Annotated in this window: 17 protein-coding genes and 1 rRNA gene; 7 read left to right on the top strand and 11 right to left on the bottom strand. The window is 40.5% G+C overall.

All coding sequences use genetic code 11. The annotated features are described in order from the left end of the window. Positions 1-94, top strand: a 5S ribosomal RNA gene (gene rrf / locus J2Y67_RS26285); the annotation flags it as partial. A 444-nt stretch (positions 95-538) separates the two neighbouring features. On the opposite strand, the gene J2Y67_RS26280 is transcribed toward rrf, so the two are convergent. Together J2Y67_RS26280 and J2Y67_RS26275 are read right to left on the bottom strand one after the other, a co-directional pair. Continuing rightward, entirely contained in the window at positions 539-1,228 is a 690-nt protein-coding gene (locus tag J2Y67_RS26280; protein ID WP_310178930.1) for a response regulator, read from the bottom strand. Next, positions 1,221-2,819, bottom strand: coding sequence for a sensor histidine kinase (locus J2Y67_RS26275; RefSeq protein ID WP_310178928.1), 1,599 nt, complete (start codon positions 2,817-2,819; stop codon positions 1,221-1,223). Before J2Y67_RS26275 ends, J2Y67_RS26280 begins: the two co-directional genes overlap by 8 nt. A gap of 277 nt (positions 2,820-3,096) precedes the next feature. Between J2Y67_RS26275 and J2Y67_RS26270 the strand changes: the two genes are divergently transcribed. The 3 genes from J2Y67_RS26270 (at position 3,097) to J2Y67_RS26260 (ending at position 6,042) form a co-directional block, all read left to right on the top strand. Next, the gene (locus tag J2Y67_RS26270) at positions 3,097-3,924 is read left to right on the top strand and encodes an ABC transporter ATP-binding protein (RefSeq protein WP_310178926.1); all 828 of its coding nucleotides are present in this window, start codon (positions 3,097-3,099) and stop codon (positions 3,922-3,924) included. Beyond that, positions 3,887-4,744, top strand: coding sequence for an ABC transporter permease (locus tag J2Y67_RS26265; RefSeq protein WP_310178923.1), 858 nt, complete (start codon positions 3,887-3,889; stop codon positions 4,742-4,744). Before J2Y67_RS26270 ends, J2Y67_RS26265 begins: the two co-directional genes overlap by 38 nt. 239 nt (positions 4,745-4,983) lie before the next feature. Beyond that, positions 4,984-6,042: an ABC transporter substrate-binding protein gene (locus tag J2Y67_RS26260; protein WP_310178920.1), complete on the top strand. Its 1,059-nt coding sequence runs from the start codon at positions 4,984-4,986 to the stop codon at positions 6,040-6,042. A gap of 136 nt (positions 6,043-6,178) precedes the next feature. On the opposite strand, the gene J2Y67_RS26255 is transcribed toward J2Y67_RS26260, so the two are convergent. Then, entirely contained in the window at positions 6,179-7,858 is a 1,680-nt protein-coding gene (locus J2Y67_RS26255) for a NucA/NucB deoxyribonuclease domain-containing protein (protein ID WP_310178918.1), read from the bottom strand. Between the two features lie 235 nt (positions 7,859-8,093). On the opposite strand from J2Y67_RS26255, the gene J2Y67_RS26250 reads away from it, so the two are divergent. After that, on the top strand, positions 8,094-8,822 hold the full coding sequence (locus tag J2Y67_RS26250; protein ID WP_310178915.1) for a YwaF family protein: 729 nt from the start codon (positions 8,094-8,096) through the stop codon (positions 8,820-8,822). 182 nt (positions 8,823-9,004) lie between these two features. On the opposite strand, the gene sstT is transcribed toward J2Y67_RS26250, so the two are convergent. From sstT to J2Y67_RS26225, 5 genes are all read right to left on the bottom strand, one after another. Further along, complete coding sequence (sstT, locus tag J2Y67_RS26245; RefSeq protein WP_310178913.1) at positions 9,005-10,243, bottom strand: serine/threonine transporter SstT; 1,239 nt, start codon at positions 10,241-10,243, stop codon at positions 9,005-9,007. A gap of 438 nt (positions 10,244-10,681) precedes the next feature. Beyond that, on the bottom strand, positions 10,682-10,909 hold the full coding sequence (locus tag J2Y67_RS26240; protein ID WP_310178911.1) for a hypothetical protein: 228 nt from the start codon (positions 10,907-10,909) through the stop codon (positions 10,682-10,684). 20 nt (positions 10,910-10,929) lie between these two features. Further along, positions 10,930-12,096, bottom strand: coding sequence for a Ger(x)C family spore germination protein (locus J2Y67_RS26235; RefSeq protein ID WP_310178908.1), 1,167 nt, complete (start codon positions 12,094-12,096; stop codon positions 10,930-10,932). Beyond that, positions 12,074-13,201, bottom strand: coding sequence for a GerAB/ArcD/ProY family transporter (locus J2Y67_RS26230; RefSeq protein ID WP_310178905.1), 1,128 nt, complete (start codon positions 13,199-13,201; stop codon positions 12,074-12,076). The genes J2Y67_RS26235 and J2Y67_RS26230 overlap by 23 nt, the downstream gene beginning before the upstream one ends. A 13-nt stretch (positions 13,202-13,214) precedes the next feature. Next, on the bottom strand, positions 13,215-14,774 hold the full coding sequence (locus J2Y67_RS26225) for a spore germination protein (protein WP_396954145.1): 1,560 nt from the start codon (positions 14,772-14,774) through the stop codon (positions 13,215-13,217). 222 nt (positions 14,775-14,996) lie between these two features. Between J2Y67_RS26225 and J2Y67_RS26220 the strand changes: the two genes are divergently transcribed. Further along, positions 14,997-16,088 carry a hypothetical protein gene (locus tag J2Y67_RS26220; RefSeq protein WP_310178903.1) on the top strand — a complete coding sequence of 364 codons (1,092 nt, stop codon included), beginning with the start codon at positions 14,997-14,999 and terminating at the stop codon, positions 16,086-16,088. Positions 16,089-16,198: 110 nt separating this feature from the next. Continuing rightward, positions 16,199-16,600, top strand: coding sequence for a hypothetical protein (locus J2Y67_RS26215; protein WP_310178901.1), 402 nt, complete (start codon positions 16,199-16,201; stop codon positions 16,598-16,600). A gap of 10 nt (positions 16,601-16,610) precedes the next feature. Here the strand turns inward: J2Y67_RS26215 and J2Y67_RS26210 are convergent, their stop codons facing one another. The 3 genes from J2Y67_RS26210 to J2Y67_RS26200 form a co-directional block, all read right to left on the bottom strand. After that, a complete protein-coding gene (locus J2Y67_RS26210; protein WP_310178899.1) occupies positions 16,611-17,192 on the bottom strand; it encodes a M15 family metallopeptidase in 582 nt (193 codons plus the stop codon). A 320-nt stretch (positions 17,193-17,512) separates the two neighbouring features. After that, the gene (locus tag J2Y67_RS26205; RefSeq protein ID WP_310178898.1) at positions 17,513-17,968 is read right to left on the bottom strand and encodes a hypothetical protein; all 456 of its coding nucleotides are present in this window, start codon (positions 17,966-17,968) and stop codon (positions 17,513-17,515) included. Positions 17,969-17,984: 16 nt separating this feature from the next. Continuing rightward, positions 17,985-18,620, bottom strand: coding sequence for a hypothetical protein (locus J2Y67_RS26200; RefSeq protein ID WP_310178895.1), 636 nt, complete (start codon positions 18,618-18,620; stop codon positions 17,985-17,987). Positions 18,621-19,220: the final 600 nt, after the last annotated feature.

Genomic DNA, 19,220 nt, shown 5'->3' with positions numbered 1-19,220 from the left:
CACACCCGTTCCCATACCGAACACGGAAGTTAAGCTTCTCAGCGCCGATGGTAGTTGGGGGCTGTCCCCCTGTGAGAGTAGGACGTTGCCAGGCACCAAAAAAGACAACCTGATGAAGGTTGTCTTTTTTGGTGTTTGTGGATAAGGAAATAACACATTTGGGCAGGATATCAACACAAAATTGGATTATATGCACATTTATGAAGGATATCAACACACATTCCGATTATATCAACACATTTTCGCTGGTTATCAACACATTTTGAGAATATATCAACAATCAAGTACCATATCTACAATAAGGGTTTGCTTTTTCAGCTGATTTTTAGGATATCAACATATTTTCGTAAGATATCACCACAAAAATGGATTATATCAACACACTTTGGCCGGATATCGACACAGATTCCGATTATATCAACACATTTTCGCAGGATATCAACACATTTTGGGGATATATCAACAAAAAGGCAGGATATCTACAAAAATGACGTGGAAAAGTTCCCCACGTCATTCTTCTGCTCCGCTTCATCACCCATTACTCCACTAGCCGGTATAACCTCAATGGCCGGCCTACGGTTCCGTACTGCTGTTCTTCCATCAATTCGGCTTCTTCTACCAAATGGGAAAGATAGGTTCTTGTGGTGGATAGACTGACACCGGCTAATTTGGCAATTTGATCGGCGCTCAAGGGACTGGCTGAAGTGGAGAAGCATTTTTTTATTTTTTCTAATGTCCGTAAATCAATTCCTTTTTGATAGAGTGGGAGTGCGGTTGATTCCGAGATTCGCAGCTTTTTTAAATCATCTACGGTTCCTTGATCCAAAAGGGTGGAACTGGATAGGCGTGATTTGAATTTCAAATACTTATCTAAGGATTTTTTCAGCTGGTTTAAGTCAAAAGGCTTGATTAAATAATCGATAATGCCGAAGCGAAAACCGTCTTCGACCACTTCCAGCTCTTTTGCAGCGGTTATCAAAATCACGTCACAGCGTTTATTTTGTAACCGAATGGCGCGAAGCAGCTCAATTCCGGAACCATCGGGAAGATAGACATCCAGTAGCACTAAATCCGGTTCCACCCATTCAAGCATCCTAATCGCTTCTTCGTAGTTATGGGCAGTCCCCGCCAACTGATAACCTTTCTGTGCAGAGATAAATTTACCATGCATTCTGGCAATCATGAAATCATCATCCACCACCATTACCCGCAAATCTTGATCAGCCATCCTTATCCCTCCCTGGTAAGCTCACTTGTAATATTGCTCCTTCTGACGAAGAATTCATCACAACACTTCCATTTAATCGTGAAACCAGACGGGAGACTAATGCTAAGCCAAATCCCCGGCCTTCCCCTTTTGTTGTACCACCATCCGCAAAAATTTGATCCCCCAGTTCCGGGTCAATCCCTGGTCCATTGTCACTTACTTGTAAAATCAGCTGGTCCCGTTCCTCTTTAATATAGACTGAAATCATCGCGGCGGCTCTTTCCTTTGCCGCAATGGTTATGGCTTCCACTGCATTTTCAATCGCATTTCCTAGAATCGTTAAGACCGTTTCCCGATGGGGGCAAATCTCCGATACTTCGGAATCTTCACTGATGGTCAACCCAATTCCCAGTTCTTTCGCCCGGTGCATTTTTCCAATTAGAACACCGACAATCGCAGGATCACGCACCTTCGCAAGAAAAAAGTTAAGGACATTTTGCTGTTCATGATGGACATCTTCGATGAGGTCCTTTACCAAGTCAAATTCTTTCATTTGAATCAGCCCTGAAATCAGGTGAAGCTTGTTCATAAATTCATGGCGCTGGCTTCTTAGCGTATCGACGTATTGCCCGATATCGGCCAAGCGCTGGTCCATCTGATCGAGCTGCAATTTATCGCGAAAGCTCGCGACAGCCCCAATCACTTCCCCATCCATTTTCACAGGAACTCTGTTCACCACCACTAATGAATTCCCAAAGATCATTGGCTGGTCATAGTGGGAAGTCCCTTCCTCGATGATTTCATTCAGCCTAGAGCTCGGAAGGATGGACGTAATCGATTTTCCAATTAATTCTTCTGTATTTTGTGCAAGCATGCTTTTAGCTTCCTGATTGAAGGTCATGATTTTTCCGTTTGTATCAATGGCAACGATTCCTTCACGAATCGATTCGAGAATGGCCGCTTGCTGTTGGGTGAGAAAAGCAATTTCGTAAGGTTCTAAATTAAGAATTTCCTTTTTTATATGGCCGGAGAGGATCCAAGCTCCTAATAGACCCACTACCAATGCGACTAAACCGATTCCGATGATTTCGAGAATGAGAGAGGTAAGTTTTTTCCATATATTCTCTATGGTAAAACCAACAGAAACCACGCCAATTTGAAGGTGCTTTTCATTAAAAACAGGATATTTGCCTCGGATGGAATATCCGAGAGTCCCCTTTGCCATCGTGATACTCCCATGACCGGAAAGAACCTGTTTGTCATCATCCCCCACCATATGCTTACCAATCTGGGATCTGTCAGGATGGCTGTAGCGAATTAAGTTCATATTGGAAACCACAATAAATTGTGCCCCCGATTCCTTTCGGATATTTTCTGCGATGGGCTGAATGAAGGGAGAGGGATTCGGGTTTTTAAAGGCTTGAACCACTTCCGGCAGGCCCGCTACTGTTTTAGCTACAGACAAAGCATTACTTCCTGTCTCATCATACTCCCGGTGAACCATAATCAAGGAAAGAGTCACGATAAAAAGGACAAGGACAAAAAGGAGATTTACTAAGATAAGGAGATTCATTTTCGTTCGTAACTTCACTTTTCTTTTTTTAGCCTTCAAGCTTATCCACTTCCTAGTTTGCTTCAATGAAGTTAATTTTCAGAAAAATAAGACTACCCTTATTTTAAAGTAGAAACGGAATACCAGTCTATATCAAAATAGTCATTTTTCGCGTTGGGAAAATCGTTTTAATTGTGTTTATTCTCTTTATTAACGATATTGCGTAAACGTTTTCATAATGTTTTGAATTTTCTATAATCAAATTTGTAAACGTTATTAAAAGATAAGGAAATGGGGGAATCAAGTGGGTGCATTGGAGAAAAAGGTGTATCGGGCCATGACAGAATCAGCTCCAGCCATGATGGAGTTAAAAGGTGTGACAAAGGAGTTTGTTAAGCCATCTGGAGAAGTCCATACCGTATTAAGCAATATTGATTTGAAAATTCCAAAAGGAGAGTTTGTTTCCATTGTAGGACCAACGGGATGTGGGAAATCGACTACCTTAAGCTTGATCGCCGGGTTTGAACCGCCATCTGCCGGCGAGGTTCTGATTTCTGATGAAAAATTAGAGGGAATTAACCCAAGAGCTGCCTGTGTTTTTCAAACAGAAAATGCCTTTCCATGGAAAACGGTCATTGACAATGTTTCACTCGGGCTGCGAATGCGGGGCAGAACCAAAGCGGATGCCTATGAGGAGGCAAGGAAATGGATTGCCCGCGTCGGACTCAAAGGATTTGAGGGGCATTATCCTTCCCAGCTTTCTGGAGGGATGCGTAAAAGGGTTGCATTAGCACAATGCCTTATTGTTCAACCCGAGATTCTTCTAATGGACGAGTCATTTTCGGCCCTTGATGTCCACACAAGACATTTAATGGAAGATGAATTGCTAAGGATTTGGGAAGAAACCTCTGCTTCCGTCTTTTTTATCACGCATGATTTAGAGGAAGCGATTGCCTTAAGTGATCGAGTGATTGTTCTTACTGCGGGGCCGGGGGCAACGATTAAAGGGGATTATCGGATCGATTTGCCGAGACCGCGAAATGTAGCTGAAATAAGTTTTGATCCCGCATTTATGAGAATCCATAAGCAGATTTGGGAAGATTTGAAGGACGAGGTGATGATTAGTTATGAGAACGCAAACAAACTCCATTCCCAATCCAGCTAATGCGGAAGTGGTTTCACGTAAAGCTGAAATGCGGAGAAAGTCAGTAAAACTTCGAGCGCGAAACCTAAGTCTTCAACTGACACTGTTTATTCTTCTTATGGGCTCTTGGCAATATCTGTCCAGTCGGAACATCATTGATCCTTTCTTTTTCTCAAGTCCTTTTGATATTGCAAAGCATATATGGGGATGGGCGGTGAATGGAACAACGGCTGGTCCGCTTTATAAGCAATTCATCATTACTTTTGAAGAAACGATTCTTTCTTTTGTATTGGGTGGGATTGCCGGAATTATTTTTGGCTATGCACTGGGGATGAACGAACTGTTATCCGTGATTTTAGGACCTTATATTAAAATGATCAATGCGATTCCACGGGTGGTCCTTGTCCCAATCTTTATTTTATGGTTTGGTCTTGGGATGTCGTCAAAGGTTGCTTCAGGATTAGTGCTTACGTTTTTCATCGTTTTCTTCAATGCTTTTCAAGGGGTTAGAGAAGTCGATCGTAATTTAGTCAACAATGCCCGGTTATTAGGTGCCAGCAAACGCCAATTAGCTAGACACGTGATTATCCCATCTGCCCTTACATGGATTCTTTCAAGTTTACATTCAAGCTTTGGTTTTGCCTTAATTGGGGCTGTGGTAGGGGAGTTCATTGGCGCTACGGAAGGTCTCGGATATTTGATTGCCCAGGCACAGGGGGCATTTGATACAACTGGGGTATTTGCAGGAATGGTCATACTATCCATCACCGCCTTGATTGCGGATTGGGGAGTTTCAAAACTGGAAAAACGGTTTATCGCATGGCGGCATATCCGTCAATAAAATTGGGCTTTTCTTGATTCGCTGATAAAAGCTTCCGATTCGCTGATAAAGAGGCTGAATTCGCTGATAAACACCTTTAATTCGCTGATAAAGGGACTAGATTCGCTGATAAAAGCTGTAAACCTGCTAAGAAAGTGTAATTCTACACTTGTAGAAGCCTTTCTTAGTGTAAATACTCAGTTAAAAACAACAACATCTACAAAAAAAGCCTAATTTTAAAAAATAAGGGGGAATTACGTATGGGTAAGACGATGAAAAGATTAAGTTTAGGGGTTTCAGGTATGGCTATTGCGGCAATGCTTCTTTCCGGCTGTTCTTCCAATTCTTCAACAGCCGCATCAACTACACCCAAAAACACCAGCAGTACAAAGGGAACACCAAAAGTTTCGATTATGGTGGGCGGTTTAGAGAAAATTATTTACCTGCCTTATATGCTTGCTGAAAAACTGGGGTATTACAAGGATGCAGGTGTTACAGTTACCCTTGTCGAGGAAAGTGCAGGTCAAGATGCAGAATTAGCCCTACTGGCAGGTCAGGTGGATGGTGCAGGCGGTTTCTATGATCATACGCTCGATTTACAGACAAAAGGGAAAAAGGTGGAAGCGGTTATCACAATGGCCGACGTTCCGGGTGAACAGCTGATGGTTGCCAATCGCTTAAAGGATAAGGTAAAAACATTAGCGGATTTGAAAGGACTTACCATTGGCGTCACCGGGCTTGGGTCATCAACCAACATGCTTGCCAGCTATAATGTCGTTAAAGGCGGCAATAAAGAGAGCGATTACAAGCCGCTCCCTGTCGGAGCCGGTCAAACGTTAATCGCAGCGATGCAAAATAAACGAATTGATGCGGCTGTTACAAGTGAACCAACTGCTTCCCTTCTTAAAAATAAAAAATTGGCCTACACCTTTGTGGACATGAACTCAAAAGAGGGCACAGAACAAGCATTAGGGGGAAGATATGCTGCAACCAGTTTATATATGACGAACGATTATGTGAAAGCGCATAAGGATGTTGTCCAAAAATTAGCCAATGCCTATGTTCGGACATTGAAGTGGATGAGCACCCATACACCAGAGGAAATAGCCGACAAATTGCCTGAAGAGTATTATGCTGGGGATAAAGCCTTGTATATCCAAGCGCTAAAGGGTCAGCTTCCAATGTTTACAACGGACGGAAAAATGCCGGACGGGGTACCGGAAAATGTTCAAAAAATTCTTTCCGCCTTTAAACCAGCTGTAAAAAATGTCGATCTCAGCCAAACATATACGAATGATTTTGTGAATAAAGCGCAATAAGTCTAGTAGGCCGGGAAGCCAATGAGGTTTCCTGGTTTCCTCATTTTTGGAGGATTTAGACACAGATTCCGAATATATCAACAAAAACAGTGTCAGGCACGATAACAATCTACATGGTGCCTGACACAATACAATCTTAAGGTATTGCGGTGACGTGTACAGTAAAGCTTTTGCCTCCGGTATTAGTTGGGTTGGCGATGTATAGGTTGTCACTCTTTTTAATTTCGGTAATCGATCCATTATGAAGATCATTGAAAATCGTTTCATCGATTCCGAAGCTGTCGTCATGCATCACATCAAAATGGGCATCTGTCGGTCCATCTGTAATCGTCCATTTTAACTTGGTTGAATAAGGCGGGATGTTGTCGATTTTAAAGTTGCCGCTTGAGCGATGATCCTGCCCGTCTTGTGGTGCTCCTTCTGAACGAATCGAGGCAACTTCCTCCGGTGCTTCAACCTCAACATAGAATGGATCACGATCGAGAATGCGGTCATAGGCATACCAGGAACCCAGCCATGATCCTGCTGCTTGATTGGAATCGGCGGAAATCAGGCGAATTGAGAACCAGTCCTGTCCGTTCATCGCCGATCCTTCCCAAGTCGAAGCAAAAGGAAATTCATCGCATTGCTTGCCAGTACGGTCTTCATTCTTAAATTCCCGATCACATGTAGCTCTTGTTTTATTCCTGTTTTTCGCATAGTCTTCAGGATGCCTTCTTGTATACAAACGGGTCAGCGGCCTGTCACCTAAGGCACCGGGGATTTTTTTCCCGAGAACAGTCGGTATCGTTTGTTCCGGATGCTCCATCGCAAACTTCCAATGCTCTCCTGCTTCCTCTAAAATTGAAAACTTAGGATCCGTTATCGGAACCTTTAATACTGAATTTGTTTTGCTGAAGATGGCTCCATTTCGAAAATACTGGTCAGGAAAGGCAAACATGTACGTAGCTGAATCGAATCGAACGGTTTGTTTAATGCCATCGATGGTCTTCTTGAATTTTCTTGGTGCATGGGTTACGGTGAGTTTTGGCCAGAATTCCATATATCCAATTCGATCAGGATTGGTATCATCTGCCGGGGGGGCATCTGAGAAAAAGTTCTTGATACCATAGTTGTTATTTTTCCATTGAGCAATCGTTCGTTCAACAGAAGGTGTGTCCGGGTCTTCTTTACAGTCTCCCGCACTGATTTTGGGATCACAGCCAAAATCGATTTTCAGCTTTGCCCCGTTTAATGCCGGGTTTGTAATCAGAATGTCGTCAAGGTAATAGACGACGCGCATTTTTCGGTCATGATTGGATCCATAACCGATTTCGGTGAATTGGAACTGAACACCATCGTAGGAACAAATTCCCAAATAACATTTTCTTGGTACTTGGTAGGTAGCGACATGGGACCAGCAGAACGCATAATGGTTTTTAATCCATCCTGTTTGAGATCCGCTGGCTGTATTTTGCCGGCATTCATCTGAGGTCGTAATATAATCATACTCAAATTTTGGCGGGAGCCATCCTTCAGCTGTCAGCACAGGGGCGCCCGGCTGGGATTGGTACGATACCGAATTCTTTTGATCCTCTTGTCTCATTTCTTGTAATGTCTTAAACCCTTGACGAACTTGTGGCTGTGCGGGTTTGACACCGGCCTCTTCTACTGACTTTCCTTGTTCCATGAGCTTAGTAGCCTGGTTTACTTTATTGTTTTGAAGCCAATATCCTCCCCCCTGTGAATTGTACTCTGCTTGGACCGGAGTAAAAATCCCCATCGCCAGAATGGCGGTAAAGACAATGGATACCACATACCTGAAAAATTTGGACATCTAATCCCTCCTGTATTTTTTTACCAATTAAATATACACCACTTTTAAAAATAGAAATAATGTCTTATGAACTAACTTAATCTCCTTTATTTTGAGACTTTCTCCGTACTTGAAGTCGTTGTAAAAGGATCTTTAGTTGGGTTTCCGATAGATTCATACCATTAATCCGTTGTTGTATTATTCATCGCTTTAAGCACAGACTAAAAGAATCAATTCGGTTAATGGAGTTAGTAAGATGAAAGAATACTTTCAATTTCCTTCAAAACTTGATTCGTTTCGCCTTTTTTCCGTACAGCACCTCTTGACGATTGGAATTATTTTCGTCCTTTGTTTTCTCCTGTTTGTTATGCGGAATATGCTAAAGAAGAATAGGAAACGAAGGATTTTCCGGTTCTCTCTCGCAGTCCTCTTAGTAGTTTCTGATGTTTCGTATCATCTTTGGCTTATCAAAGAGCATGCATGGTCAATAAGGAGAGATTTGCCACTGCATCTTAGTGATCTTGTTGTCATCCTTGCCGTTTTCATGCTGCTTTCGAGAAGTTTGAAACTTTTTCAATTCATGTATTTTGCGGGGCTTGGCAGTTCCGTTCAGGCCATCTTGACGCCTAGCCTCGATAAGTTTTCGTTTCCTCACTTTCGATATATCGAGTTTTTTGTTTCACATGGAGGGGTAATACTGGCTTGTTTATTTATGGTGACAGCTTTCAACTATCGGCCAACCCTTTGTTCCATGTGGGTGACGATTATGCTTGTGAACCTATATGCAGCAGTTGTCTTTGCCCTTAATAAGTTACTTGGTGCGAATTATCTGTATACCATGAAAAAACCTGAATCCGCTTCTCTTTTAGATTATCTTGGTCCATGGCCGTGGTATCTTCTTTCATTGGAACTGGTGATGATTCTGAGTTTTTACATTCTCTATAGTCCATTTTGGATTAAAAGAAGATATCAACATAAATCTTGATTATATCAACACACTTTTTGAGGATATCGACACAGATTTTCAATTATATCAACAAATTTTGCCCGGATATCAACATATTTTGGGGATATATCAACAATAGGGCAGGTTATCTACAAAAATTCGCAACTTATCCACAAATACAAAAAACACACTGATATAAAATCCAGTGTGTTTTGTTTGTTTTAGGATGCTTTTTCAAGGTTGATTTTTTTTCCTTCTTTACGCCACTTGTTAAATTCAGCTGTTGCTGTGAATAGGACGTCAGTGGAAGAGTTGAGGGCTGTTTCACAAGAATCTTGTAACACTCCGACGATAAAGCCTACACCGACTACCTGCATGGCCACATCATTTGAAATTCCAAATAAGCTGCAGGCTAGAGGAATCAGTAGCAAGGAACCACCGGCAACCCCTGAAGCACCGCAAGCACATACAGCAGATAGGACGCTAAGGATAATGGCTGTCGGGATGTCCACATGAATGCCGAGTGTATGAACTGCTGCAAGTGTCAAAACAGAAATCGTTACGGCCGCACCTGCCATGTTGACGGTGGCGCCTAATGGAATCGATACAGAATACGTATCCTTATCCAAATTTAGTTTTTCACATAATTTCATATTTACAGGAATATTTGCGGCTGAGCTGCGTGTAAAGAATGCAGTAATTCCGCTTTCCTTTAAGCACTTTAACACAAGTGGATACGGGTTTTGACGGATTCCCGCGTACACAATGAGTGGATTCACAACAAGAGCGACAAAGAACATACAGCCAATCAAAACGACCAGTAATTTTCCATAGCTTAATAAAGAACCAAGTCCATTTGCCGTAATGGATTCAAATACCAGACCCATGATACCAAGTGGGGCAAACTTGATGACCCATGTAACGACTTTCGATATTGCGTCGGAAAAATTGGCAATCATAGTTTTGGTTGTATCTGAGGCATTTTTTAATGCAAAGCCAAGAACGACTGCCCAAGCTAAGATGCCGATATAGTTCGCATTGAAAATGGCTTTCACTGGGTTATCGACAATGTTCATTAATAATGTTTTGAGGACATCTGACACGCCGCCAGGAGGCGTCACATTTTCTGCACCTGAGCCAAGTTTTAGTCCTACTGGGAAAATAAAGCTAACAATAACCGCGATTAATCCTGCTAAAAAGGTGCCCAATAGGTAAAGTACGATGATGGATTTCATATTGGTTTTGTTGCCGCTTTTGTGTTGGGCGATAGCCGACATCACCAAGAAGAGTACGAGTACCGGTGCAACAGCTTTTAAGGCACCGACAAATAAAGAACCAAAGATGGCTACGGGTTTTGCTGTTTCAGGAATTGCTACTGCTAGGATAATACCAATAATTAATCCGATAATAATTTGTTTTACTAGACTTAATTGATTCCACTTTTTCAGTAGATTTTTCATCCATTCGACCTCCGCTAGTTTAAGATAAAAAGCAACATTCCAGAGCCATTCTGTCCTTTCACCTAGGATTGACCTTGCAATTGGAAGACCATTGTTATCGCAATTCATTTATTTGAATAATTATTCAGTTAATAGTATTATAATGAATATTTAGATATATTACAATAGTAATTGGAATTAGACCGTTTTTTTCCAGCGATCGATATCTTTCTTAAAATTTTAAAAATTATAATTCTATGTTATTTTTATCATAGAACTCCTGTCGTTAGGGTCTTGTCTTCAGATTGCTAATCCTACCTATAAGGTCATGTTATATTCGATTAAAGTCTTGAAACACGATAGGTGCTAAGGCACCTTTCTTTTAGCCTTTTATTCGTAAAGTAGAGTGTTTATCTACAGTACAAAAACAACCAGGGTCTCTTTTCAGGTGAAGTAGTTTTATTTTTCCAATAATTTCCCTAGCGGTTCATACAGCGAGTTCACTAGTTGTGTGGGACCTGGAATATCCGGGAAAAAGATCAGTAAAATCGTTAACATCCATCCGAGGATGGAAAGGAATAAAAAGGCTATTTTATCCCTTTTTTGATTTTGAGTTAGTTTTGGCCATTGGTAGAGGGTCATCACTAAAATGATCAGAATGCTTCCTAATATCGCTCCCCATTTCATGATTAGACCCTCCTTTAGGTTTAAGAACTCATACCTTGCCTGCGAATCTTACTTTTTATTTTGAAAGACACTTCCACATTCGGGAAGATTTCATCCCAACGTTTTCCCTCCTTGTTCCATATTTTCGGATATTTGCGGTGAAAGGCTTCCCCAAAGCCGAAGACATCTGCTTTCATGTCCTTCTGAACCTGGTTCAATGCCAGTTTCACTCTTTTTTCTATTACTTGATCTACTTGTTTTTCAATCATGTTTCCAACTTCCGGATTGGAAACATCCAATTTTGTTGTGTTTTGGATAATATCACTATTGGATTCGGATTGGAGCGTGATCTTCCATTTGCCGTTCTCGATTTTTGGTAATAGCTTGGTATCGGCTTGGGTCAAATTAATAGAAATATACCCTTTTGTATGAGGGGGATGAATGGTGATAATGGCTAATCGGATATCATTTCTTAGCCAAAGAACTCCTCTTGTTACAGAATCATCAATAAGTCCCACCATTTTATCTTTATTGAAAATAGCGGTACCTTTGATATAGGCAATGGTTTGTTTTTGGTCTTTTCCCTTTTCGGGAGAGAGGATTTTAATCCAGGGCAGGGCGCAATCTCCCGAATCACTAATCAACCATTGTGAGAATTCCTTCGTTGTAACATTCATCCCTGCTCGATGTTTCACTAATTCATTCAAAACTTCTGATAAATCTCGTTCAAGTGGTGGAAAAAGCGACAATATGTCTTTGGCTTTTTGTTTGCTGACGAAGATGTGTCCTCGTTCCCGCAGCTGCGGATGCCGCATAATAAAATCAACATGGTCACGAATCCCGTCTTTCGCCAGCGCTTCGCCAAAGATAAACACTTCACTATGCCCCCAGAAAATCATACGCGGCAGCTTTTCTTGGAGTTTTGCCATGGCATCGGCTATGGTGATACCCTCTGCCGATCTTACCAATACATTAGAATCTTCCCCACTGCTACTAATACCCAATGTCTGTTGACTGCCGCCGCCTTTTGGTATAAAGACAAGAACACTTAGTTCAATATGGTTATTTGCTTTTTTATCAAATCCTGTGGCCATTATTAAAGCTAGATCATTCACTTCTTGTCGATCCCAACAGGCTGATAAAAATAAAACGGTAAAAATAAAGAGAAATGACATTATGCTTTTTTTAATGATTTGCCGGGGCGTCATTCTGTTTGGATCCTTTCCGTTGTTGAACTTTTATTCGAATAATGGCAATGAGCCATAAGAGTAGCGGAATCATTACTTGAACGGATAGAATATAAAAAGCTCCTGAGGTTGACAGAAAATGGGAAAGCTCCTGCAGGTCATTGGCCGACCATATCCCGCAAACGAGGACTAAGAAGCCGATAGGCAAAACAATGGGACGAAAATCAGAAAGGTTAAGCCATTGGGCAGTACCAAGTGTAAGGATATAGTAGAACACGGTTATTTTAACAAAGGTTCCTGCAATCCAAATCGCCATGACAATCGACTCTAAATGTTCCAGAAAATCGGAAATACTAATATAGCGGGCTGCTACCATAACAGGATAGGTCAGATGAGCGGTCAAATTTCCAAATAGCATGAGGTTCATGAGATTGGTAAGAACCATTAAAAATAAAACGCTGCTTACAGAAATCATTCCCCACTTCATTCCTTTTTTTCTTTTTGACAAATACGGTAAGAAAAAAGAGACAAGGATGAATTCGCTAAACCAGCTTTGTGGAACGATGGACCCCATTAAGGAAGGTTTGAATCCTTTTTCCATGACGGGAAAAATATTTTTCATTTCTAAATCTTTAATCAGCATGACGAAAATTAATAAATACAAAAGAATGACAAACGGAACAATCATTTCCGCCGCCCGGCCAATGACTTCAATTCCTCCCATAACCGCAAAGGAACAAACGAGGACCATTGTTCCGATAATGATCACCATGGGTGTTTGGTGCAGAAAGGTTCCGGATACAAACTCTCCATATTCCCGAACGATGATACCGGTTATATGCCAATAAAAAATGAGGAGAATCCCGCCGATTATTTTTCCAAAAAATTTCCCGAGAATCTGTTCGCTATATTCAATAATCGTCTCTTTCGGATAAAGCTTGTTTAATTGATTAGCGGTAAAAAGGACGAAAAAGCCAATTAGGGAGGCCCAAATGGGTGACAACCATAAGTCTTGATGTGCTATTTTTGCTGTTATAGCGGGTACGAGAAGGAGAACCGTTGCTGAAATAGCCGGGTTCATCATCAAAGCCATTTGGGTTGGTGAAATTTTTCCTTGTTCGATCATGTCTCATCCACTCTTATTCGTTTTCTTTGTTTGGAGAAGGTTTTTGGTTGCTTGACTGCCGAATTTGATTCGATTCACCTGTCCAGTGCGGGCGCTTTTTTAGGGACCACCATGGAGCCCTGATCAAGACATCCTTCATCTCGGATTTTTTCATAGGCGCCATTGGCTGAAGATAGGGGACGCCAAAGGAACGAATGGTGCACATGTGAATAATAATGGTAAGTAGCCCAAGCATAATTCCTACTAGCCCTAGTGTCCCGGCAAGAAACATAATCGGGAAACGAAGCATTCTAAGGGCGATCGAGGCGCTATAACGAGGGATTAAAAAGGAAGCGATCCCCGTAATGGCTACGACAATCACCATGGGCGCAGATACGAGACCTGCAGAAACCGCCGCTTGTCCAATCACCAATGCTCCGACAATACTGATCGCTGAACCAATATTCTTCGGTAGTCGAATTCCTGCTTCTCTTAATGCCTCGAAGGTCATTTCCATAAGGAGTGCTTCGACCAATGCAGGAAACGGAATTTGCTCCCGAGACTTTGCTACGCTAATCAAAAGAGAGGTAGGAATCATTTCTTGATGATACGTTAAAATGGCGACATAGACAGAAGGTAGCAGCAAAGCGATCAGTAAAAAGAAATAACGGAGCCAACGAATCAATGTACCACTCATAAATCCTTCATAGTAATCTTCTGGAGATTGCAGCAATGAATAAAATGTGGTGGGAGCAATTAGGACAAAAGGTGTTCCATCTGTTAAAATCACCACATTTCCCTCAAGCAGGTTTGCCGCCGTGACATCTGGTCGTTCCGTATTTAAAATTTGCGGAAATGGGGAATAGGGATGATCCTTAATAAATTCTTCAATGTAGCCACTTTCTAAAACCCCATCGATATCAATCCGGTTTAATCGTTTTTGTACCTCTTCAATGAGTGTTTGATCTGCGAGCCCCTCTATATACATGATGACCACTTCTGTTTGGCTGTATCTCCCTACCTGAATGGTTTTCGTTTTGAGGTTCGGGCTTTTAATTTTTCTGCGAATCTGAACAACATTGGTACTGATTGCCTCAATAAAGCCATCTCTAGGTCCGCGAACAACTGATTCAGCTGTTGGTTCTTGAATCGAACGGTTTTCCCATTTGGGTAGTCCGGTAGAGAATCCAATGATTTGCCCATCGATTAAAACAACAGGGTTGCCAGATGAAACCTCTTTTACGACATCATAGAAGGTCTTAATCTCTTTAACACTTGAAATGGTTAGCTTTTGTTTGAGAATGGACTCTACATCCGAATTTGCTTCTTCTCTCATTAAGGCGGGAAGGACATAATGATCGATTTCTTCTATATTTGACATTCCGTCCAGATAGATAAGAACAGCATGGGTTTTGTTTCCCATTAAAAAATGACGAAAAATGATATCGGAGCAATCATTATAGATGGATTGCAAGTGTTTGGTATTTTCTGTTAAACGAATGGATATGGAGCCTTGGTTTCGGATGGAAGGGTCAATGCCCGGATCGCTGTTTTGTTCCATGTTCCTTTGTAAACGTTTTTTTCCAAAAGCCATTTTCCATTTCTCCAGTTATAGGATTATATCTTGGAATCCCATTTTTTCTCTGTTTTAGTATGAATTACATCGAGTCATTTTAATCAAAAATATTTTGACAGGGAATCTATCAATGCTGGTTTTTAGAAAATCTTTGCTAATAGTTTCTTGAGACAACAGGAAGAATAATCATTATGTAGAGTTTTTTGGTGAGGAATTGACTGTTTAGAAGGGGAAATATACATGTCTTTAGAAAATCAGCAGCAACCATTTTTCAAAACCTATAACATTGATGAAAAGGAATTCAATGAGGCTGGACTTGTTTGGCCCGAGGTTATTCAGATTTACAAGGATTATCTGGAGTTTATTCCTACCTTAAAGGCAGCTACCTCTCCATTGTTATCTATTCTTCAAAGTCACCCGGATGTTCATTCGGTTCGGACCCGGGTGAAAAATCCGGAGCATTTAGTTGAAAAAATCATTCGCAAGACGATTAGTAAGAAGAAGCAAAATCCGGATTATAAAATTACGGTGGGTAACTACCGAACGGAGGTAACGGATTTATTGGGCATTCGCGTTCTCCATTTATATAAGGATCAAGCGATTCATATTGATAAAAAGATAAGAGCCACTTGGAATCTGCATGAACGGGCAAAGATTTATTTTCGGAAAGGGGATTATAATGATGCTGAGATTCGAGAGTACAGCGAGCATTTTGATTTTGAAGAACATCCTGCCGGATACCGTTCCTGGCATTACTTGATTGAGAGTCAAATTACAAAAGAAATGACGATTGCCGAGATTCAAGTCAGGACGATTTTTGAAGAGGGCTGGAGTGAAGTGGATCACCAGCTGCGCTATCCGTATGATTTGGAGAATGATTTATTAACGAAACAATTGATGGTGTTGAACCGGTTGGCGGGTAATGCCGATGAAATGGTCAATTCGATTCGGGATACGAAAACCAATTTGCACGAGCTTCTAGAGGAAAGAAGAAAACAAGAAGGGATTATTCATGACCTCAGTAATGAACTAAAGGATTTAAAAAATGAGCTGGAGGAAGTCTATCATAAGAAAGAGATTCAAGAAGATGATTTAAATTCTTTACAAAAAAAGATCAAGTCCTTGGAAGACTCGCAAAAGAAATTGACCTACTATGATTTTACACTTTCGGGCAAGGCTGCAGGTGGGTCGGATGGGATGAATTTATCTGAAGTAGAGAATGGCGATTCCATCTCCAAATATGGGAAAACCGTAAAAGGCGTTGAGCAAATTCAATTGACTTCGGAAGAATTAAAACTGCATAAACCGATGGGGCCTTCTAAAGGGGTTTAAGGGGTCTGGTTTAAGGGGTCTGACCCCCACTCAGCTAAAGTTTAAAGCGGTAGAGTGTGAAAGTCAGATGGGTTTGGTTAAACGGGAGAGGAGTCGATGGTTGTCGTTATATGGAAATCATACTAGATGGACAGGTTGGCGCATATGCTGGAATGATTAGTTTTTTAAAGGAGATTTCCATATATAAAAGAGCCGCTCGCTTTAAAAGGATTGCTGTTGGAGCTTTGCTGGTTGTTGGTATTTTTCTCGTTTTCCAGGTGATAAGGTTGAGTCTTTTTTCGGAAGATAATCAGATAAAAGGGGTGGTAGAAGAGTTTTATGGTTACGAGCAAGATAGTGATTTTGCCAGTTCATGGAGATTGTTTCATTCAGTGATGAAACAAAAGTTCAATAAAAGCGATTATATCCAGACCCGGGCACATGTGTTTATGAATGATTTTGGCGTAGAGACGTTTGGGATTATGCAAGGTAAATGTGAAAATCGGGGTCTGACCCCAATGTTCACATTTTAACCAATTATTGTCATTTTGTATTTTCATATGATTTAGGAGGTCTCTTGCCGTTCTGTAATTCAGCCAGTGTTAAGCCAAAGTCCATTTGTAAATGCGGATAATCTTTAAATTGAGCCCAATCACCGCCCCATTGAAATCCTAAGCTTTTTGCGATTGCCACTACTTCGTCCCAATCAGGTTTCCCATTTTGATTTCCGTCATAATTCCTATCCCAAATGACTTTTGCGGAAGGAGTTTTTAGCGCAAAATCAACGGCAAGTCCATAATTGTGAAAAGATTCTCCTCCCTTGGCCTTCGTTACAATCGTCCCGCCGGATGTTCGGCCTTTCTTATAAAGTTGATCTTGATCTGCCATACTGCGGAATCCGTCGGTAATCACAACCGTGATTCCTTTTTTCGCAGATTGCCGGATTAATTGGTTTGCTCCTTCTTTTACAATCGGGTTGAGTCCGTTTGGTAAGGAAACGGATTGTTTCTCGGATTGCATTTGAGATACAATATATAGATAAACGAAAATCGCAAGAATTAATATAAACATAAAGCTTCCAAATCGTTTCAGTTTCAAAACCATATTTCCTTTCATTTCAATCATGTTAGCATTATCTTAGACGAAAAATATAGACTTATTGTTTCATAAGTTTACCTAATCTTTCTACTCTAGTGCATGTGGCAGTTTTATCAACATAATTTTGGGGATATCAACACAGATTTTGATTATATCAACACATTTATTGAGAATATCGACATAGATTCGAATTATATCAACACATTTCCGCTGGATATCAACACAAAATTCGATTTTATCGACAAACAGAATGGATACCTACAAAAGTGAGAGATTGACTTGTAGCAGCTTGCTGTTTACCAAAAATAAAAAAAGCCAACAGAGGCCGAGTTGTTGTTGGCATTTGACTAATTCTTTTCTAACCTAGTTAAACCGAGTGCTCCGTTTTCCCATAAAATTTTTTCAACCGTCTTCCACTGAATTTCTTCACATCGAATCATTAAGACAATTTCAGAAGTAACGTTTTTTGACCCGTTTTTTCCCTTTTTTACAATCCATAGTTTTATTAGAAATCCTGAGAGAAGACCGAAGATCGCGCCGATAATTCCCCAAATAATGGGCCCCCATTTTAGAATATATCCATAGATCGCTCCTAGGAGCATGAAACAGGTCCCCAGGATTGCAGCGCCGTCAAATAGACTCAAACCATCCGCTTTATAGATGGTGTCAAATAGTTGTCTTTTCACGGTTCTTTTATCAAGAGGGGCTGCAAGGATCTTTTCGTTCGATAAGCCATTTTGTTTGAGTTCTGTAATCGCTAATTCTATAAAGATTGAATTTTCGAAGGTAGCAATTACTAACATTGGTATTCACAATCCTTTATAGGGGAGTTTTAAAATGAATGTTTTGATAGTTTGTCCGTAAATATTTTGCCATTTCTTTTTCGAACAATTTGTTGTTCTCAACAGTAGAAGCATAGGCATCGTAAATGATGAAAAAGTATATGGATGGAAAATAAAGTGCCCATTGCATATTAATCGCTTCTTTAGCCTGTGAAAAATCGCCTAACATTGATAAATGGATCGCATAAAGAATATGACCGTAATAACAAATCCCGACGGTATAAATAAAAACAAAGAATCCTGAAATTACATTATGTAGATAAAGATGCCCTAGACCGGGGAATAAGGCTGACCAGATTAAAGCCACCCAAGGCTTCCGTTTATCTAAGTAGTTCATGTCCCAAGAGCCCATTTTAATATTCAACATAGGGGCATCCTCTCGGTCTGCCAATACATATTGTTTGTTTAAGTCAATGGTGGTCCGATATCCGTCCCAGATGCCAAACATATAAATGGCTACATAGAGAATTAACCACCTTTCGTCTAGAACTTCTTTGGCTTTGTCAAAGTTACCTAATAAGGAATGAAGAATGCCTAGGTTTACCTTTGCCCTCCAGTTAATAAAGGTTTCCCATAGAATCAAAATAAACGCTGCTATATACCGATGCTGCATAAGGTGTCCAAATCCCGGATAGGAAAAGGAAAAAAAAGCAACAACCCAAGGGTTTTTTAGATGAAGTTGACTTGTTGTAAATTGGGAAAGGTACGCCCTTTGTCTTCGAAAGGGAGGGATTTGGTTCATGGTCTGTTGCCCCTTCATAAGATTTTGTTTATCCTTTTATTAATCACCAATATTTGTAATATTTATCCAAAGAGGATTTAAATTTATTAATGGTTATTGAATGTTAACACTTAGAGAAAGTAGCATGAGACTAAATCTTAAAAAATATTTAAAAGTCGTTGACATTTGTAAAGTAATCTAGTAATATTACTTCTTGTCGCCAAACAAATACGAGCGACTAACAGAAATATAATTCTCTCTAAAAAAAGAGTTGATATTGATAAATGATTCTGTTATGATTAAAAATGTCGCTGATTCAAGTGGTAATTATTTTAAAATAATAATTGACACGCTGAAGATGAGATGATATATTAATAATCTGCTTTAAAAAAGTTGTTCTTTGAAAACTAAACAAACAAAAACGTCAACAAACAATAATAATCGTGTTTCTTCTATTATATAGAGAACACGAGCCAACGTAACATTCGAGCT

Origin of the sequence: Neobacillus niacini (assembly GCF_031456445.1) — a bacterium.
In the GTDB taxonomy this organism is placed as follows: Bacteria; Bacillota; Bacilli; order Bacillales; family Cytobacillaceae; genus Neobacillus; species Neobacillus niacini_I.
Note: the sequence above shows the minus strand (reverse complement) of the source record. Positions and strands in the feature narration are given on the sequence as shown.

Excerpts from the sequence above, each read along its gene's own strand:
- J2Y67_RS26235 (WP_310178908.1), bottom strand. The coding sequence starts at position 12,096 with ATGACGCCCCGGCAAATCATTAAAAAAAGCATAATGTCATTTCTCTTT.
- J2Y67_RS26205 (WP_310178898.1), bottom strand. The coding sequence starts at position 17,968 with ATGTTAGTAATTGCTACCTTCGAAAATTCAATCTTTATAGAATTAGCG.
- J2Y67_RS26280 (WP_310178930.1), bottom strand. The coding sequence starts at position 1,228 with ATGGCTGATCAAGATTTGCGGGTAATGGTGGTGGATGATGATTTCATG.
- J2Y67_RS26260 (WP_310178920.1), top strand. The coding sequence starts at position 4,984 with ATGGGTAAGACGATGAAAAGATTAAGTTTAGGGGTTTCAGGTATGGCT.
- J2Y67_RS26220 (WP_310178903.1), top strand. The coding sequence starts at position 14,997 with ATGTCTTTAGAAAATCAGCAGCAACCATTTTTCAAAACCTATAACATT.
- J2Y67_RS26200 (WP_310178895.1), bottom strand. The coding sequence starts at position 18,620 with ATGCAGCATCGGTATATAGCAGCGTTTATTTTGATTCTATGGGAAACC.
- J2Y67_RS26240 (WP_310178911.1), bottom strand. The coding sequence starts at position 10,909 with ATGAAATGGGGAGCGATATTAGGAAGCATTCTGATCATTTTAGTGATG.
- J2Y67_RS26255 (WP_310178918.1), bottom strand. The coding sequence starts at position 7,858 with ATGTCCAAATTTTTCAGGTATGTGGTATCCATTGTCTTTACCGCCATT.
- J2Y67_RS26210 (WP_310178899.1), bottom strand. The coding sequence starts at position 17,192 with ATGATTGAAATGAAAGGAAATATGGTTTTGAAACTGAAACGATTTGGA.
- J2Y67_RS26250 (WP_310178915.1), top strand. The coding sequence starts at position 8,094 with ATGAAAGAATACTTTCAATTTCCTTCAAAACTTGATTCGTTTCGCCTT.
- J2Y67_RS26230 (WP_310178905.1), bottom strand. The coding sequence starts at position 13,201 with ATGATCGAACAAGGAAAAATTTCACCAACCCAAATGGCTTTGATGATG.
- J2Y67_RS26270 (WP_310178926.1), top strand. The coding sequence starts at position 3,097 with ATGACAGAATCAGCTCCAGCCATGATGGAGTTAAAAGGTGTGACAAAG.
- J2Y67_RS26265 (WP_310178923.1), top strand. The coding sequence starts at position 3,887 with ATGAGAACGCAAACAAACTCCATTCCCAATCCAGCTAATGCGGAAGTG.
- J2Y67_RS26225 (WP_396954145.1), bottom strand. The coding sequence starts at position 14,774 with ATGGCTTTTGGAAAAAAACGTTTACAAAGGAACATGGAACAAAACAGC.
- J2Y67_RS26215 (WP_310178901.1), top strand. The coding sequence starts at position 16,199 with ATGGAAATCATACTAGATGGACAGGTTGGCGCATATGCTGGAATGATT.
- sstT (WP_310178913.1), bottom strand. The coding sequence starts at position 10,243 with ATGAAAAATCTACTGAAAAAGTGGAATCAATTAAGTCTAGTAAAACAA.